The organism is Endozoicomonas sp. ALB032 (assembly GCF_049310125.1).
Classification (GTDB): Bacteria; Pseudomonadota; Gammaproteobacteria; order Pseudomonadales; family Endozoicomonadaceae; genus Endozoicomonas_A.
Genome location: NZ_JBLYNW010000001.1, coordinates 4,146,791 through 4,163,231, shown reverse-complemented (window position 1 = coordinate 4,163,231; position 16,441 = coordinate 4,146,791). Strand labels below are relative to the sequence as shown.

At 48.1% G+C, this 16,441-nt stretch carries 12 protein-coding genes; 7 read left to right on the top strand and 5 right to left on the bottom strand.

Annotated elements, in window-relative coordinates; genetic code table 11:
* Window positions 1-5 precede the first annotated feature (5 nt).
* Complete coding sequence (locus ACO6VG_RS15995) at window positions 6-1,580, bottom strand: autotransporter outer membrane beta-barrel domain-containing protein (protein WP_422474692.1); 1,575 nt, start codon at window positions 1,578-1,580, stop codon at window positions 6-8.
* 110 nt (window positions 1,581-1,690) lie between these two features.
* Entirely contained in the window at window positions 1,691-5,926 is a 4,236-nt protein-coding gene (locus ACO6VG_RS15990; RefSeq protein ID WP_422474690.1) for a hypothetical protein, read from the bottom strand.
* Between the two features lie 318 nt (window positions 5,927-6,244).
* Between ACO6VG_RS15990 and fnr the strand changes: the two genes are divergently transcribed.
* The 3 genes from fnr to ACO6VG_RS15975 all read left to right on the top strand — a co-directional run bounded on the left by fnr (window position 6,245) and on the right by ACO6VG_RS15975 (window position 8,308).
* Window positions 6,245-7,003: a fumarate/nitrate reduction transcriptional regulator Fnr gene (gene fnr / locus ACO6VG_RS15985; protein WP_422133212.1), complete on the top strand. Its 759-nt coding sequence runs from the start codon at window positions 6,245-6,247 to the stop codon at window positions 7,001-7,003.
* Window positions 7,004-7,037: 34 nt separating this feature from the next.
* Complete coding sequence (locus ACO6VG_RS15980; protein WP_422137089.1) at window positions 7,038-7,577, top strand: adenine phosphoribosyltransferase; 540 nt, start codon at window positions 7,038-7,040, stop codon at window positions 7,575-7,577.
* A 209-nt stretch (window positions 7,578-7,786) separates the two neighbouring features.
* Window positions 7,787-8,308 (top strand): hypothetical protein, encoded by a 522-nt coding sequence (locus tag ACO6VG_RS15975; RefSeq protein ID WP_422133211.1) that lies wholly within the window; start codon window positions 7,787-7,789, stop codon window positions 8,306-8,308.
* A 5-nt stretch (window positions 8,309-8,313) separates the two neighbouring features.
* Here ACO6VG_RS15975 and ACO6VG_RS15970 read toward each other — a convergent pair whose 3' ends face one another.
* Window positions 8,314-8,649 (bottom strand): TraR/DksA family transcriptional regulator, encoded by a 336-nt coding sequence (locus ACO6VG_RS15970; RefSeq protein WP_317145896.1) that lies wholly within the window; start codon window positions 8,647-8,649, stop codon window positions 8,314-8,316.
* Between the two features lie 356 nt (window positions 8,650-9,005).
* On the opposite strand from ACO6VG_RS15970, the gene ttcA reads away from it, so the two are divergent.
* Window positions 9,006-9,926, top strand: a complete 921-nt coding sequence (ttcA, locus tag ACO6VG_RS15965) for a tRNA 2-thiocytidine(32) synthetase TtcA (protein WP_422474688.1) — start codon at window positions 9,006-9,008, stop codon at window positions 9,924-9,926.
* 111 nt (window positions 9,927-10,037) lie between these two features.
* Here the strand turns inward: ttcA and ACO6VG_RS15960 are convergent, their stop codons facing one another.
* A complete protein-coding gene (locus ACO6VG_RS15960; protein ID WP_422474686.1) occupies window positions 10,038-10,871 on the bottom strand; it encodes a glucosaminidase domain-containing protein in 834 nt (277 codons plus the stop codon).
* Window positions 10,872-11,304: 433 nt separating this feature from the next.
* On the opposite strand from ACO6VG_RS15960, the gene ACO6VG_RS15955 reads away from it, so the two are divergent.
* The 3 genes from ACO6VG_RS15955 to ACO6VG_RS15945 all read left to right on the top strand — a co-directional run bounded on the left by ACO6VG_RS15955 (window position 11,305) and on the right by ACO6VG_RS15945 (window position 14,576).
* Window positions 11,305-11,916: a Yip1 family protein gene (locus ACO6VG_RS15955; protein ID WP_422474684.1), complete on the top strand. Its 612-nt coding sequence runs from the start codon at window positions 11,305-11,307 to the stop codon at window positions 11,914-11,916.
* A 143-nt stretch (window positions 11,917-12,059) separates the two neighbouring features.
* A complete protein-coding gene (locus tag ACO6VG_RS15950; RefSeq protein ID WP_422409107.1) occupies window positions 12,060-12,572 on the top strand; it encodes a SprT family zinc-dependent metalloprotease in 513 nt (170 codons plus the stop codon).
* A 351-nt stretch (window positions 12,573-12,923) separates the two neighbouring features.
* Complete coding sequence (locus tag ACO6VG_RS15945; protein WP_422133206.1) at window positions 12,924-14,576, top strand: AMP-binding protein; 1,653 nt, start codon at window positions 12,924-12,926, stop codon at window positions 14,574-14,576.
* Between the two features lie 139 nt (window positions 14,577-14,715).
* Here the strand turns inward: ACO6VG_RS15945 and ACO6VG_RS15940 are convergent, their stop codons facing one another.
* A complete protein-coding gene (locus ACO6VG_RS15940; RefSeq protein WP_422474682.1) occupies window positions 14,716-16,413 on the bottom strand; it encodes a glycoside hydrolase family 36 protein in 1,698 nt (565 codons plus the stop codon).
* Window positions 16,414-16,441 lie beyond the last annotated feature (28 nt).

Here is a 16,441-nt window from a genome sequence, read left to right as displayed (position 1 = left end):
AACAATCAGAAAGATCGTGTGTAGCTCAGCTGAAGGCCATCACTGGTACTGCGACTGGATCGAATCGCCGTATAATTCATGCTCAGACTGGATTGCCCGGACATTGTGGTGTTGTAGCCCATACTCAGATACAACCCATTGTCGTTAATCTCCTGAGCCCGATATTCTGACGATGCATGTTGGCCGGTATTATTAACTGTGTATCTGGACTTTCCACTCAACACCGTCTGCTGCTGGTAGCCCGCAGAAAACTTCAGGGCCGAGGGGGTATCCCCGGTTTCATTCAGTAAGACAAAGTCACTGCCCAATCGTAAAATCGATTGCTCAAAAGACTGCCCGCGCACAGCCAGCGCTCCGTCAGACAAGCCTTTCTCTCTAAAGCTGTCCGACTCTGAATGATGATAAAGGAACTCAACCATAGGTGTGACGGTAAGACCATCGAGCCAGTTATCCATATCGATGTCATAACCCAGGGCACCGAAGGCATTCCAGTCGGTGCCTGAGCGATAGGCTCGAAGTCGATGACCATCGCTACCCGTGCGTTTGCTGCTGTATTGTTTGGTACCAAGAGTCAGGGCACCATCAAACTGCCATTGATCCCTCTGCCAGGACAGGAACGGACCAAAGTGAACAGACTCTATGGAGCCCGAACCCAATTTCTGCTGAAAACTGGCTGATGTTTTCCGGCTACCCAGCATCAGGCCGACAAGGGTATTTTCAGTGGCCTGAGTGAATACTCCGACATTCAGCCCGTGACTGTCGGCATTCATTCCCTCTAAACCAGGCAGTGATGAGTAATGGGATTTCGAACCATAAGTTTGTACAAAGCTGTGCCACTGACTGCTCTCACCGCTCTGCAACTTCCCGGTAGATGTTTGGTTACCGCCTTTCACAGTACGTTGATCCAGACTGGCATTATCAAGAAGAAAAGCCTGACCATTGCGGTAGAAATCCAGAATCTGACGCAGATCACTCAACTGACTGAACAGCGCCCGGGTAGTAGCCATTTCCAAGTGGCGTGAGCCATTTAACGTCGCCTGAGCACTGGGAGACGGATGAAAGAGCACTTCTCCGGCTTCAGGCAGAGACTGATCAATCAGTGACTGCAACTCACGACTGGCAGCCCCTTTCTCAACTCTGACAACCACCCATTTTTCCTGAGCACCTTTTACCCCATCGACAGGTTTTCCAGGCTTTTTCGGACTTGCAGGATCTGTCGGGATGAGACTCGAATCCGAGTCAGGTTTATGATTAACGTGCGCTTCTCCGCCTTCACCACCGCCTCCGTCACCGCCATTTTCAAGGAGCCTGAGAGTAATTTCATAAGGCTTGTCTTCACCGGGATTATAAAAAGAGACCGGTTCAACCAATACCGGAGCAGGTTTATCATCACTGCCCTTGTCCGGGCCGTATAGCCATTGACCAAATTTGTAGGAGAGTCCGCCAAGCCCAGTCCCCAGCAGGGCCGTTCCCCCGGTCACAATTATGGCCGGATCAATGGCCAGCACTGGCAATGGCAACACAGCGGTTGCCAACAGCATGACCAAGACCAAAGATAATTTGAGCGATTTTCTGGCCATAATTCCCTCCCCCGGAGTACTGATTTAATTCCTTCGGGGGACTATGACCGATTATTTTCAGGATTTGACTAACAAGGTTGTTATATTAACGGTTGTGTATTGCCCACTTGCTAACGAAACTTTTGCATTATATTGACAGCATCTTCCTGCCGGAGCCAGTCGATAAGCTTTTGCTTCCTCTGTTCCAGCCTGACTCGCGGACTCTCTGGCCCGGTTTCTTCATCGGAAGATTCAGACCAATCCAGCTCTTCAAGCTCCCGGTCAATTTTCTCCAGCTCATCCACTGCAGAGCTCACTTGCTGGTAAAGGTAAAACTCTTCCTGATAGTCCAAATCTTCAGGCAGCTGCTGCCAGAGCGTCTCATTCTCAACAGAATCCTCAAGGCTGTCGACTTCAGACTGGGTCGAATCGTATTCTGATGGCGGATTGTCTTCATCGTCAGAGGCACAAGAAGTTAAATCGTTAAAGCCCCCTGAATAGTGATCTAAAAAATCACTATAATCCCATATCAATCCCACAGGGTCATCGAGCTGCAGACTGCCCGGGTCATTTGCCGTCGACTGCAATGACGAAAGCACGGTTATCGCTGTGGGTGAAATCGTCTGGGAGGAGTCTTTAAGCCTTCCATCCCTTCGCAGTTGATCAACAATAATGTCTTGTAGCTCGCCCATGCCCCATTCCAGCGCTTTTGTTGTTAATCCACGATATTCCAGTTCAGCGATCAGGTATGTCCGAAGGGCCATCAATTCTTTGAAGTATGCCCTTGAGCGAAGCTGTTCCTCATTCAGGGCCTGCTGCCAGCTCTCAAGAGCTTCTTCGCCAGCCAGCTCAATCTCCCAGTCTCTGGCGTCATCGTCATAATCGTCAATGCGGTGAATATAATCCAGAGGTTCGGTCAGCATGGCTTCCAGACCTGCCCCGAGACGGGTTTCATGTTCATCAACGGCAATGTACTTTTTAACCACTTCCAGAATTACCCTGGGGTAGTCTTCATCAGGAATCTCCGACAGTGGCATTTCAGAATGCTGTAGAACAAACTGCATCTTCAGCGTATTGATCTGACTGAGATAATCTGCTGACTTTTTTTGCTCCAGCAAGAGATCATCGCGCACCCGTTCCAGCGCCAGGGCTTCGGGATCTGCTTCAGCCTGAATAACAGGATGATTCTTCACTGTCATGAGAGTCCGTGACAGCTCTTTCGCTTCCTGTCTTGATGCCTGCAGCGAGGCTTCAGCAGCAACCAATTCTTCAGCAAACTTGTCTGCCTGTTCAGGGTCGCTGCCCTTTTGCAACCCATTGAGCGTTCTCAGAGCTTCAACCAGCTTAACCTGAGTTTCCAGAGTCTTGGTCTGACCCTCTATTTCCTGAACTTTCAACAGATAGTTCATATCATGGAGCTGTTCGACCTGACGTTTGAGAGCGGTCATTTCCTGTCCCGTCAGTACAACGATCTCCTGACATTCAGACTTCAGCCGAGACAAGGTCCTGGTAAACTCATCAGCATTACTTTGAAACGACTCATGAGGCGTTTGCAAATACCCCCCGAGGAGCGACAGCTGTTCCTCAATGTCCCTGAGCTTACCTTTGAGCTCTGGCAACGTCTGAACATCAGCCAGAGATTCGCTTACAAGATTGTCACTGGCACTCAGCTCTCCCTGTAATTTTTTGACATTGCCTTGTGCTTTTTCCAGCTCGTCCACGACTCGTTGATGAGCTTCTTTATCAATGCCTTCGGGTTTTGACCTGAGCAGCTCAAGCTCGTTGGTCAGGGAATCCAGTCTGAATTGCAGTTTAGCCCCGGAGTCTTCCAATTCTTTGAGCTTTAGCCTTCGCTCTTCGGACTCTATCTTGGTTGACTGCAGCTGAACGGATACAGCACTCGCTTCCTGCTTTGTGGCATTTAACTGCTCCGAGACCTGAGCGAACGCCTCTTCAACTTGCTTAAGTCTCTCACTCATTTCATGAACTGAGTCGTTTTTGCTGATCAGGTCCTGCTGTAATTTTCTGGCAAGAAGCTGACTCTGCTCAGCTTCAGATTTGGCCTGCCTGATTTGCTGTTGCCAGACTCTTCTTTTTTTCTGACCTCGTTTATTATTAAACTGAGTGACTTCTTCGAGCAGCTGCTTATTCATACTGCTCAGCGCCTGAAACTGGAGCTCCAGGTTATGCTTTTGCTCCTCAACCTTTCTTGAGTGGTTTTTGCTATTCAGCGAATCACTGGTCAGTTGATCCACGTGATCCATAGCGCTGACCACAGTCCCCTCTATGGCCTGGCTGCGCAGAGACTCATACTCTGCATTCAGGTCAAATGCCTTCTGCTCAGAGCTTTCCAGAACACTTTCTGTTTTCTGTAAAAGGTCGCGAACTTCCCTGATCTCTCTATCTCTAACCAGCACCTCTAGTCTCACCCGGTCCAGTTCGGCTCTGAGCTGTTGATTCGAAAGCTCACCCTGACTGATATTCTCCTTAAGGCCGGTATAACTTTCCTGCAACAATTTAAGCTCATTCTTTTTCTCTTCAAGCTGACGCTCTGTCAAGACGAGCGCATCCCGATCGGTCTTTTCCTGTTCCCTGAGATGCTGGATCTGCACCTCCAGCAAACCTTTTTCTTTAGCAGCGGCTGCTTCCCGTTGCTTAAAACCATTGAGCTCTGCTGTCAGCACTTTTCTGGAACAAGCCTCATGTTGCAACTGAACTCTGGTTTCCTGGAGCAGTTCCCCCTGAGCCTGCAGTTCTTTTTCAACATCCTTGAGACGCTGAGTCGACTTATGGGCTTCTACCCAACGGGCTCTGACCATCTGCTCTTCCCGGGTGAGCAGATCAATCTGCTCCCGATAAAACTGATTCTCGGAAGCGACCTTTGCTGAGTTATTGATCAACCCGGCCTTCTCTTTTTGCAATTGTTCCAGATCTGACCTCAGTTGCCTTTCCTGAATGCGTTGAGCCGCCTTATCCTTCTCCAGCTGATTCTCCAGCTCATGCTGTAACATCTGACTGCTTTCAAGCTGCATACGAACAGCATTAAGTTCATCAATGACAATCAGGTAGTCCTTATAGGTTTTGTCTTTATGCTGAATGGCAGAACTCAGCTGAGACTCCAGGAACAGTGCCTTCTCAGTAGCCCTCTCCAAATCAAGCTTTTGGGTAACCGCCTCATCAGAAACCGTCTTTACCTCCGTTTCCAGAGATCGAACTGTCTGCTGGGTTTGAAACAGCTGGTTTTGAATAGCCTGCTGATCGGCTCCTGCCTCCATCAGCATCCGCTCGGCTGCCCTGAGTCTTCTTTGCAATGGTTTAATGGTGTCTCGCTCAACGGCTTTCTTTTGCAAAATCAGTGCCTGAATGTCAGTAGTCTGATGGTTTTTCTGCCGATTCAGCCTTTCAAACTCAATATCTTTTTCTTTAATGGTTTCAGTCAGTATCCGTGCTTCATCTTCAAGCGCCTCGACCTTTTCCTGAAAAAGCTGAAGTGTCTCTTGTAACCTCAAATCCTGTTGTTTTAACTGCTGGCGATCTCTTCCCTTGTCACTGCCTTGCCTGTTCCTGAGCGCCTCACTCAGTTGTTCAACTTCATCAAGCACTTCCACCATCTCACGATCAACTTTCCTGTGCTGCTCAGTCAGTGTTTTCAACTCACCAGCCAACTCTTTTTGCTGTTTCTCCGCAGCCCTGAGTTTTTCGATTCTATGTTGCATTTGTTTAAAGTGTTCTTGCCCTGATGCCAGATCCGCTTTTCCCGGGAGCAGCTGGTCGGCCAACTCTGCTTTTCGCTGTTTCTCCAACTTCAGCGCGTCTTCTGCCTCACGGAGCCTTCTATCCAGAGCCTCTGCACGCTCAGACTCTCTTAGCTCCAGCTGTTCCCGAATGATTCTCTGGGGTTGTGCATGGGTAATGACAAAATCAGTCAGTTGCTTTGAACGTGTTTCCAGCTCGCCTGAATGGGTCCGCAGATAAAACAGGTAGCCCACCCCTGAACATACAGCCAGTCCGGCAGCAACAGGCACCGATACAGAAGCGGCCCCGGCAGCAAAAGCACCGACGACCAGAACCCCGGTTCCCTTGGCTATCGTGACAGCAATTCTGCGGCCATCCCAGATCGCACTTTTTTGAAGCCGGATACGATGCGCCTCTTCAAGCTCAGCACACTCGGCCTCTTCGAGCTTTAATGCCCTGAGTTCCTCAATTGTCAGCTCACCCTTTCTGGCCATCAGGATTTGCTTTTCCTGTGGTGAAAGATCATTGAACGTCAAATCCTCAGCGGCAACGAGTTCCTCAAAGGTTCGAGGTTCAGCCACTTGCACGGTTGGAGTAAACAGAATCCCTGTCACTGAGCTGAGCAGACTCATGGCGTAAATCTCCCTGATTTACGAAATTGTATTCAGTACAGTTATCGACACATTGGCGCTGAAGAACATCTTTCTTGCATCATAGGTATTGATAGCGTTCACAGCCTTCTCATCAAGCTCAATGACTTAACTGCCAGGCAACTGATCAAGTACAACATTTTTTTAGTGCGGACTTATCGCAACCCAGTAAGGATTTTCCGAAAAAGCCTTAAGTATGAAGGAATTACGCTTTAGTCTCGGAAAGCACAGACTTACACTTTGGTAGCATTTTCAATAGAATCGTCAGCGATTTCGCCAATACGACTTTGAGGCCACTCAATGACGTCAAAGCCCAATGTACGACAACCTGGCCATGTGGCCTGCAGAGACTGCAGTCTTAGCTCCCTCTGCCTACCTCTGGCATTGAATCTACAAGACATTGACCAGCTTGATCGCATCATCAAGCGAAGCCGCCCTCTCAAGAAGGGGGAACACCTGTTCCTGGAAGGAGACCGGTTTACCAGCGTCTTCGCTGTCCGTTCCGGGGCCTTAAAAACTTATACCGCCACCAATGAAGGTGAGGAACAGATTACGTCTTTCTATCTTCCCAGTGAGATATTGGGCCTGAGTGGTCTCGATACTGACGTCTACCCGGTCTCTGCTCAGGCCATGGAAACCACCATGATCTGTGAAATCCCCTTTGACCAGCTGGAAACGCTATCCGACCGATTCCCGGAGTTGCGTCGTCATATGATGCGCCTGATGAGTAAGAAGATTCGTGAAGATCAGCAGATGATGATGCTATTGTCCAAGAAAAACGCTGATGAAAGAATTGCGACCTTCCTGATCAACCTGGCCAGTCGTTTTCGTCGCAGAGGCTTCTCATCCCAGTCATTCCGCCTGTCCATGTCCCGCAATGAAATGGGCAATTACCTGGGACTGGCTGTAGAAACCGTTAGCCGGGTATTTACCCGGTTCCAGAAAAACGATCTGATCTTCGCAGTGGGCAAAGAAATTGAAATCCGTGACCCGATTCAATTATGCTCCCTGGCGGGTGGAAAGTCTGTCGGTTTGGAACAGATTATCTCCTCCGCATAAGCGCACCAGGAACGGACATTAAGGGAAAGATATGATCGTTGACGAAGCTTATCTGAAAGCACAGATTAGAACCGTTTCTGACTGGCCAAAGCCCGGCATTCAGTTCCGGGATGTGACCACTCTTTTCGAGAACCCCAAAGCCTGGCGGTCGGTCATGGACAGCCTCATTCATCGCTATATGGATGTTGAGTTTGACCGGATCGGCGCTCTTGATGCGCGGGGCTTCCTGATAGGCTCTGCATTGTCATATGCCCTGAACAAACCACTGATCCTGTTTAGAAAAAAGGGAAAGCTGCCCTACAATACTGTCGCTCAGGATTATGAACTTGAGTACGGGAAGGCAACGCTTGAAGTTCATGCAGACACTATTAAGAAAGGCGATAAAGTCATTCTGGTTGACGACCTGATTGCTACAGGTGGCACTTTGCTTGCGGCCGGTCAACTGGTCAGACAACTGGGCGGACAAATTCTGGAAGCAGCTGCCATTATGGATCTTCCAGACCTTGGTGGTTCAAAGATACTAAATGAAGCAGGAATTCCTGTCTTCTCACTGTGTGAATTTGAAGGGGAGTAGTCTCCTTCTTTTCTTTCCCGGCACCCCACGCCTTTCAACGCCTTCGCAACTTTCAGGTATTCAGTTTTATCGGAAAATGACTATCAGGGGCTGCTGTGGTTTTCACACCCGAAGTATGCCCTGGTTAAATTATGCTGTACTTAAGAATTTTCTGAGTGCTACGATAATCTGAATAATGAAAATAATGCTCTAAGACAAAGGAAATCCCGATGGGTATTTGTGCAAAGGAGCTGCGCCACTACGTTGTTCGCCCGACCCTGAAGCATTTAAAAATGTGGAGTCCTACGGCAGAAAATCTGCTGCTGGGAACAGCTGCCAGAGAATCCGGACTGGGTTTTCATCTTAAACAGGAACACCATCAGGCTCTGGGAATTTTTCAAATCTCGCCCAGAATGCATCGCAATATCTGGGACCATTATCTGGCGAAGAAATCCGACCTTTCCAGTTTGATCCGGGGACTGGCCAGCCAGAGAGAATTTCTGGCTCATCCGCATCTGGAATTAGCGACCAATCTCTCTTACGCTACCGCCATTGCCTGGATGATTTATTATCGAATCGATAAGCCAATCCACAAGGTGCCCCACGATGACGTCTATGCCTTGGGTAAGCTTTGGCATAATTACTACCACCGTCACCACCCCGGCCCCATTGAGAGCTTTGTGGACAGTTACAAGGCTTTGATAACGAATTCTATGGAAGAGTCAGTGTCAGAGAGTCTGAAGACTCCCTAACGCTGTCAGCTGGCACGATCCCGCTTTTCTGCACATTTGATGCAAAGATCGGCGTAAGGCATAGCTGCCAGACGGGCTTCAACTATCTTGTCACCGCAGCCGGTACAGAAGCCGTAATCATCATGATTCATACGATCCAATGCTTTGTTTATCAGATTAAGTTCAGCCCGGGCATCATTACCCAGCTGATCAATAACCTCATCATTTTCCCTCTCCTGCGCCTGCTCCGACCAATCGGCATTGGCTCTGCGAGTCATATCTTTATTGATGTTTCCGAGCCGGATATTCAACTCGTCTCTGCGAGATAATAACCAGACTCTCAGTTTCTCGTAATCAGCCATGGAAGTCCCCTGAATAAATGTCCACGATTATTCTGTGTATAAACGACTGGAACCTGTGTCCCTGCGCATTTTGTCCATTAGATAAGCATAGCTTCACTTAACCATATTTCGACAGCTCATTCACAATAGCAGCCGTCAGCCCTGTGAGTTCGGGAGGTAACTAATTGGTTAGGTACTTATAGCTGCTGCTGTCATTATCCCTGATGCCTATCGTGAAACCTTTGATTATAATGTTGTGAATTTTCGGGATCTTGCCCGTTTCACCATTATCCAGAGCAGTAAGTCACCCGGTTTAACCGCCCCCTCTAAGGGCCTTAAATGAAGTTGGGTACTTTCAGAGACAAGACAGAACCAAAATGCAGAGCCAAACAAAAAGCGCAAAAACCCACTTCAACAAACTACAGAAACGCCTGAGACGAGAGGTAGGTCGGGCCATCGCCGAATACAACATGATTGAGGACGGCGACCGCATCATGGTCTGTCTGTCCGGGGGTAAGGACAGCTATACCCTGCTGGATATTCTGCTGAACCTGAAGACTTATGCGCCGGTCAATTTTGACCTTATCGCAGTCAACCTTGATCAGAAACAGCCTGGCTTTCCTGAACATGTACTGCCTGATTATCTGGAAACCCTGGGTATTGAGTACCGCGTTGTTGAGGAAGATACCTACTCCATCGTCAAAGAGAAGGTGCCTGAAGGCAAAACCACATGCGCACTCTGCTCTCGGCTGCGCCGAGGCATCCTCTACCGCACGGCCAGCGAACTGAAAGTCACCAAGATTGCCCTGGGCCATCATCGGGATGATATTCTGGAAACCCTGTTCCTGAACATGTTCTATGGCGGCAAGATGAAAGCCATGCCGCCCAAACTGGTCAGTGACGACGGTCAGCACACGGTAATCCGTCCTCTTGCCTTCTGCCGTGAAAAGGATATTGTCCGTTTTTCCGAGTTTAAGGCATTCCCGATTATTCCCTGCAATCTCTGCGGCTCTCAGGAAAACCTTCAGAGGCAGGCAATCAAGGCTATGTTCACCGAGTGGGACAAACGCTTCCCCGGCAGAATGGAGAGCATGTTCAGAGCTCTGAGGAACGTAGCGCCCTCCCATCTGGCAGACAGCTCACTGTTTGATTTCAACAATCTGACGGCGGATGGTCAGCCTGTTAAAGATGGAGACACTGCGTTTGACCCGGTGGATGTACCTCTGTCCTTCAGGGATGAAAACGATGAAGAGGAAAAGCCTGAACAAGCTTCCATTGTGAATATTGTTAACCTCTGACACGCACACTCTTGGCTTTGCTTTGGCCGGGTTCATCCCTGCGGGCGCAGGGAACACGTACGAAGGGGTCGACCTCGAGATCCGATCGTCCGATCGGATATCCATCAACGACTAGTGCCTCGTTAGAGGCTTTTCCAGATCGTACTTCAACAAATCATTACTCTCAATCATGGATACCAACTCTTCTATATAATCAATACCTCTGGAGGAATAGGCATAAAGTCCCTGTGCCAGTACCGGCCCGGTAACCGGGTGTCCCATGGATTTTCTTTTTGAACGCAGCTCCCTCAAACCCTCATAATGATGGCTGGTATTGAGGTTATGCATATACGACCGTACCGATGCCTCCAATGAAGAAAACTTCCTGACTTCGTAGGTCGCACCTTCCGGACGCTCACCAGGAACAACACCACAGCCCGGAGTAAAACACCACTGGCCAAAGTAGTTGTTGGCTTCAACGGCAAACCTTGAAGTCCCCCAGGCCGACTCGTTAGCCGCCTGCACCAGAGCAAGCGATACCGGGATCTCGTCCGCCCTGTGCAGCAGGTCGTCATAAAGCGCATCACTGACTTTAAGCTCTTCATCCACTCTGAACTTTCGGGCCATATCCAACAGCCACTTTTCTTCGCTTTCATGCAGAGCCGATTTTTCCCTGAGCATCTTAACTTCCTGACGAATACCCGCCAGACGCTCATTCTCTTCATCAACCATTTGCTTCACGTGGGCAAAGAACTGACTTTTCTTCTTATTGACGTCCTCAATGGCAGCAAAGTCGGGAATATTCTTTTGAGCCTTTTTTTCAACCTTGACTTCCTCCCTGGTGACCTTTTGCACCTGTTCTATTGCGGGCTCTTTAACAGGCTGAAAATCTCTGTTGTACCCGCTTCCCAGAGCAACGAGCCCTGCCAGCAGTAAAAGAAACAAACGATCAATTCTAGTCATCATGGTCTATGTCATTCTCCTGAGCCCGTCCGGCAAAAACGAAACTATTTAGACACTACTTTTTAACAAAAACGGCTTCGCCTGAAGTCATGTAATCATTCCGGAGTTCTATGATACTAACCGTTTAGTCTCACAATCCACCAAACCAGCGAACTGAACCAGACAGTCATGCCGAAGCCTTTATGAGACTGATAAACGAGGAAATAATTGCCCTATTATTCAATAAAAGAACCTGTATTGGGACGATATTACTTTACTTCGTATAAGAAATATGTAAACACTGAAGTCAAGGCTATCGAACGATCCTGTTGAACAGGAAGAGCCGATGCCTGTCACAGTGAATAATAACAACATATTAGCCGCTGTTTTGTAGCTGATAACTTAGCAAAACGTAAGGATTACCAGCTACTGGTACAGCCATAACGGAGGTTGCACCATGATATTAAGTCACTTTTGGGGGCTTCTCTTTCGTCCGAAAGAAGAGTGGACCGATATTCGGGAGCACCCTCCCGGCATTATTCGCCTTTACCTGGGTCAGGTCATATGGCTGGCTGCCCTGCCAGCGGTCTGTACTTATCTGGGGACGACTCGAACCGGCTGGACAGTCCCGGGCAGTGATCAGGTCGTCAAGTTAACGGAAACCAGTGCTGCTTTCATGGCATTTTTTGCCTGGCTGGCCATACTGGCGGGCGTTGCCGTTATGGGTGCATTCATCCAATGGATGGCAGAAACCTTTGGCAGCAAACCCAACATGACACAGAGTGTTGCATTTAGCTGTTATACCGCTTTACCACTCTTTCTGGCGGGCCTGTGCGGGCTTTATCCCTCTATCTGGCTGACTATTGTTGCTGGCACTATCGCCATGACCTGCTCAGCCCTGATGCTGTATTCCGGTTTGCCAACCTTTATGCAGATACCTAAGGAGCAGGGGTTTGTCTATGCCAGTTCTGTGCTTTGCATCGGGCTGGTTGTTCTGGTCTCGATTATGATCACTACCGTGATCTTCTGGGGTATGGGTGTAAGCCCCGAATACATTCAAGTTTACTGAAGTTCAGCGCCAAGCCAGATGAATTAAGCTGTATCATCTGGAAGCGATGCCTTGATGAAACCTGCCTGATTATTCCAATAAACCCACTGTACAGATACAATCCCTCTGCTATCCTCCCATGAGTTTTCCAAGTCAGCCTGTTTATGTCGAATATACAATGCCCCTATTTGCCTACCGTTGAGTTACGGGTCAGTGAGCTTTACTGCCTGGCCGAGCGGCATTTTCTTAAACGATTTCCACGCCCCCGGATCAGTCTGAGTTTAAGAGGCGAAACGGCCGGACAAGCCTGGACCGAAAAAAACCTGCTTCGTCTGAACAAACAACTGCTCAAAGAAAACCAGGAACATTTTCTGAAGCATACCGTGGGTCATGAAGTCGCACACCTCATTGCCCACCAACTGTTTGGCGGAAAGATCCGCCCCCATGGCAGAGAGTGGCAATTGATTATGCAAGAGGTGTTCAAACTCCCGGCCCGGAGAACCCACAGCTACAACACCAGCAATGCCAGTAAAAGACCATTCCTATACAGTTGCAGCTGTGCAGGAAAGACCATCCCGCTCAGTTCCATTCGCCACAACAGGGCCGTAAGAGGTGCAGTCTATTTGTGCGCCCAGTGTCGAGAACCTTTGAAATTCGTTGAGAAAATCAACGTTTGATGATCAGTGCTTCAGGGGGAATTGCGGATCAATTATCGTTAAATTTTTTAAAATACAATAAGTACTCAGCCATACGGAATCGAATATTTCTGGCTTATTGGGCAGGTGCTCTGCAAGGCGCAACAACGGGAACATAGCAAGCTATGTGACCAGAGTTGCAACGCATCACGACTGCATGGATGCAGGAGCTAGAGCAACGCAGGAGCAGTTGCCGCGAGTGCCTGAACAATAAGTCAGAAAATATGATTTCGTATGGTTGAGTACTTAATTGTTGTATCTATCCATTGTACAAGTTAGAGTTCATCCGTTAGCTAATGTTAGCAACCAAAGAATGTACGAAAAAATAATAATATGAAAAATCGTAGAACCCCCCTGGCACAAATGCAGCTAAACGTTGCAAGGCATCCCGATAAGGTCTGGCTTAATCAGCCTGACAACAGGCAATGGACTTCTTACACTTGGGGGGAAGCTGACGAGCAAGCCCGCAAGATCGCTCAAGGTCTTTTATCCAATGGAATATCAAAGGGCGATAAAGTCGCCATCATCGCCAAAAATTCAGCCGAATGGTATATTGCTGATTTAGCCATCATGATGGCAGGCCTGATCAGTGTGCCGATATACCCAACAGCTGGGGCAGACAACATAAAATATGTGCTTGAGCACAGTAATGCAAAGGCTATTTTTGTTGGCAAACTGGACAGCACTGAAGCCCTTTCAGAAGCAATGCCAGATGACTTTCTCAGCATCTCATTTCCATACCCTACACTTGATTGCAAAGAGCAGTGGCTTGACTGGTTGAATAATTATGAGCCACTAAAAACACTCCATAATCCGGATATCGACGATCTATTTTCTATTATCTATACCTCAGGCAGTACAGGCCTTGCCAAAGGCGTCATGATCAGCCAGAGAAATGTAGCTTCTTCGGCCATGGCTGGAGGTGAGAAGTTTTTAACAGGTCAAGAAAGACGGGTAATGTCATATTTACCCCTTGCCCACATCACTGAGCGATGCGTTGTTGAACTCCCATCAATTTATTACTCTGCCGAGATTTTCTTTGTCGAGTCCTTAGATACTTTTGTCGATGATGTTCGCTATGCACGCCCCACTGCTTTCTTATCTGTGCCTAGATTATGGACTAAGTTTCAGTCACAAATTCTGGCCAAAATGCCCAACAAAAAGCTACAAACTCTTTTGAAAATCCCCATTATCGGTAAATTAGTAGCAAAGAAAATTCGCACTGCTCTGGGCCTGCAGGAAGCTAAAATTTTCGGCTCTGGTAGCGCACCTATCTCTCCAGAGGTTTTGAAGTGGTTCCAAAAGTTGGGTATTCGTATTAGCGAAGGCTGGGGTATGACCGAAACCTCAGGCTTATCATGCAGCAACATCCCTTTCAAACCCGATGATATTGGCACAATAGGCAGCCCTCAATCTTGTGTCGAAATGTCACTTTCCGAGCAAGGAGAAGTGTTGATTCGAGGAGAAGCGGTATTTAAGTCTTACTACAACAATCCTGAAGCAACAGACGCTGCCTTTGAGAACGGCTGGTTTAAAACAGGTGATAAAGCTGAAATAACCTCTGAGGGTTCATGGAAAATCATTGGTCGGGTTAAAGAACAATTTAAAACCAGCAAAGGCAAATATGTTTCTCCGGTACCTATCGAGTCGAGCCTCGGTCGTAACCCGGATATCGAGCAGGTCTGTGTTATGGGGATTGGGCGCAAACAACCTATAGCAATGATTGTGCTGGGAGAAGGCGCTTCAAAAGATCGTGACCAGCAAAAAGAACAATTGGTCAGCACGATGACATCGGTTAATAATGAGCTGGAGGCTCATGAAAAGCTGGATCATATCATAGTCGCCAAAACGACCTGGAGTATTGAGAATGAAATGCTCACTCCAACACTGAAGCTAAAGCGGGATGAGCTTGAAAAGGAATATGGTCATTTTTTAACTCTGAAACATGACTCAGAAGTTATTTTTGAAGAGGAAATAGGCAGTTAAAAAGTGAAAGGTACAGTCTATTTATGTACCCAGTTTCGACAGCCTTTAAAGTTCGTTGAGATAATCTGCGTTTGAAGACCATTGTTTCCAGGGCAATTAAAGAGAGGTAAAACCTCCGTTTTTTGGGAGTGAGCCTCTCTTACATCGAAGCAATGATCGCGCGACCCGTTAGCCCGGCTGCCAATAAAACCCTGACCTTTTGAACAGGCCCCTCAGTGAGCTTCTCGCCGCTCCAGTAATCGTACCAATAAAGAGGGTGATCGGAGGTCAATGTCACCTCCCTGGCATTCTCGTTGTAGTTAAATAAACAGTGGAGTTTTTTACCCTCTGTTAATGCCAGAGAAGCGTGATGTAAAGACAGTGAAGTAAATTGAGCGGCGTCTTGACTATAACGATGGCGCAGTATCAATTTGCTTAACGTCGTTTTAGCAAACGGAGTAAGATCAGGCAGCGGATCGCCCGAAAGCAGAAGCCCGCCACTGGCGAGTAATACATTGCGATGAAAGTCATAATTACAGGGATCCGTTGATTGATTAGCAAGCGAAACAAAGGTGCCGCAATCAGGATCAATCTGCCACAATTTACGATGCTGCCAACTACGATGGAAGGTTTCTTTCGCAATTTGCTCAAACCGCTGAGCGCTCCGCTCCACATCGTCCGAGACTCTCATGGCATCAACAAGTCCTAAAGACGGCCACATGGGTGCGTTACACCCAAGTAAAAGAGCATCCTGAGCGCCCTTCGCTATTGCCTCCATACCCATTCGGTACGCCTGCACTCCGGTGACGCCTCTCTGATAACGTTTTCCTTTGAGCGTTCCCCAGTAATTGGCATCAAGTTTAAACAGCTCAACACCCCACTCTTCTCGCATGGTTTTGACTATGTGAGTTAGATGAGCCTGTACCTCGGGGTTCGATGTATCCAATACGTACCAGGGGGTACAACGCCAACCTCCGTAGGTCACATCTTCGGCCTTGAGGAGATCACCGTTATGATGGCGAACAAACCACGATGGATTCTGTTTAAACACTTCTGACTCAGGCTGAGCAATAAAAGGAGCAAGCCAAATCGCCGACTTTTTTCCTTTGCGCTTGATATCCGCTATTAATTCTTTCACTCCTCCAGAAAATTTATCCGACGGAGTCAACCAGTCGCCCATAAATGCCTGATAACCATCATCCAACAGTACCCACTCCAGATCGCTGAGATCTCCCGTCATTACATTCAGATTCTGGCGGATATTGTCCTTGGTGACATCAGCATAATAGACATACCAGGAACACCAGCCAATGGGGGCTGGTTGCACGACGCCTGCCCTTACGGGGTGATGCTGAGCAATCAACCCTGCGTATTCCTGATAAAGTTGGGGTAAAGAGCCTCCAGTTAGCACGACGACAGACTCCAACTCTCTGCTGTCCCAGTCCTGAGGAGAAGTTCCTTCCCCATCGATAGAGGCTGAGACCAAAACACCTCTCTCACCACTGACTATTTCGAAGTAGCCCGCATAGCGATGACAACAGGTAAAACCAAACAGGGTGTACTCCGCTGAATCGTCTACAACCAGGTAGTTGTAGTAACGCTTTCCCTGCTGCTCTCCATAAATCCGGTAACTACTGCTGTTATCCGGACATCGACCAATATCAACCGGTTTGTCGTACGTCCCGGTGGTTTGCGCCAACATCTGAAATCCATCACCCAGCAAAGTCGCACTATGACCAAAATCAAACTCACTGGTGAATAGCTGATAGTTGTCCGGTATTGGATCGTTATGTAAACCGATATAGTGAAAGGTCACCTGGTTTTCACGAGCTTCATCCAGTAGGTCTGGATTTGCCAATGTGATTTCTCTGTGACACGGTAGATGA

Excerpts from the sequence above, each read along its gene's own strand:
- ACO6VG_RS15990 (WP_422474690.1), bottom strand. The coding sequence starts at position 5,926 with ATGAGTCTGCTCAGCTCAGTGACAGGGATTCTGTTTACTCCAACCGTG.
- ACO6VG_RS15950 (WP_422409107.1), top strand. The coding sequence starts at position 12,060 with ATGTCGAATATACAATGCCCCTATTTGCCTACCGTTGAGTTACGGGTC.
- ACO6VG_RS15975 (WP_422133211.1), top strand. The coding sequence starts at position 7,787 with ATGGGTATTTGTGCAAAGGAGCTGCGCCACTACGTTGTTCGCCCGACC.
- ACO6VG_RS15960 (WP_422474686.1), bottom strand. The coding sequence starts at position 10,871 with ATGATGACTAGAATTGATCGTTTGTTTCTTTTACTGCTGGCAGGGCTC.
- ACO6VG_RS15995 (WP_422474692.1), bottom strand. The coding sequence starts at position 1,580 with ATGGCCAGAAAATCGCTCAAATTATCTTTGGTCTTGGTCATGCTGTTG.
- ACO6VG_RS15970 (WP_317145896.1), bottom strand. The coding sequence starts at position 8,649 with ATGGCTGATTACGAGAAACTGAGAGTCTGGTTATTATCTCGCAGAGAC.
- ACO6VG_RS15945 (WP_422133206.1), top strand. The coding sequence starts at position 12,924 with ATGAAAAATCGTAGAACCCCCCTGGCACAAATGCAGCTAAACGTTGCA.
- ttcA (WP_422474688.1), top strand. The coding sequence starts at position 9,006 with ATGCAGAGCCAAACAAAAAGCGCAAAAACCCACTTCAACAAACTACAG.
- ACO6VG_RS15955 (WP_422474684.1), top strand. The coding sequence starts at position 11,305 with ATGATATTAAGTCACTTTTGGGGGCTTCTCTTTCGTCCGAAAGAAGAG.
- fnr (WP_422133212.1), top strand. The coding sequence starts at position 6,245 with ATGACGTCAAAGCCCAATGTACGACAACCTGGCCATGTGGCCTGCAGA.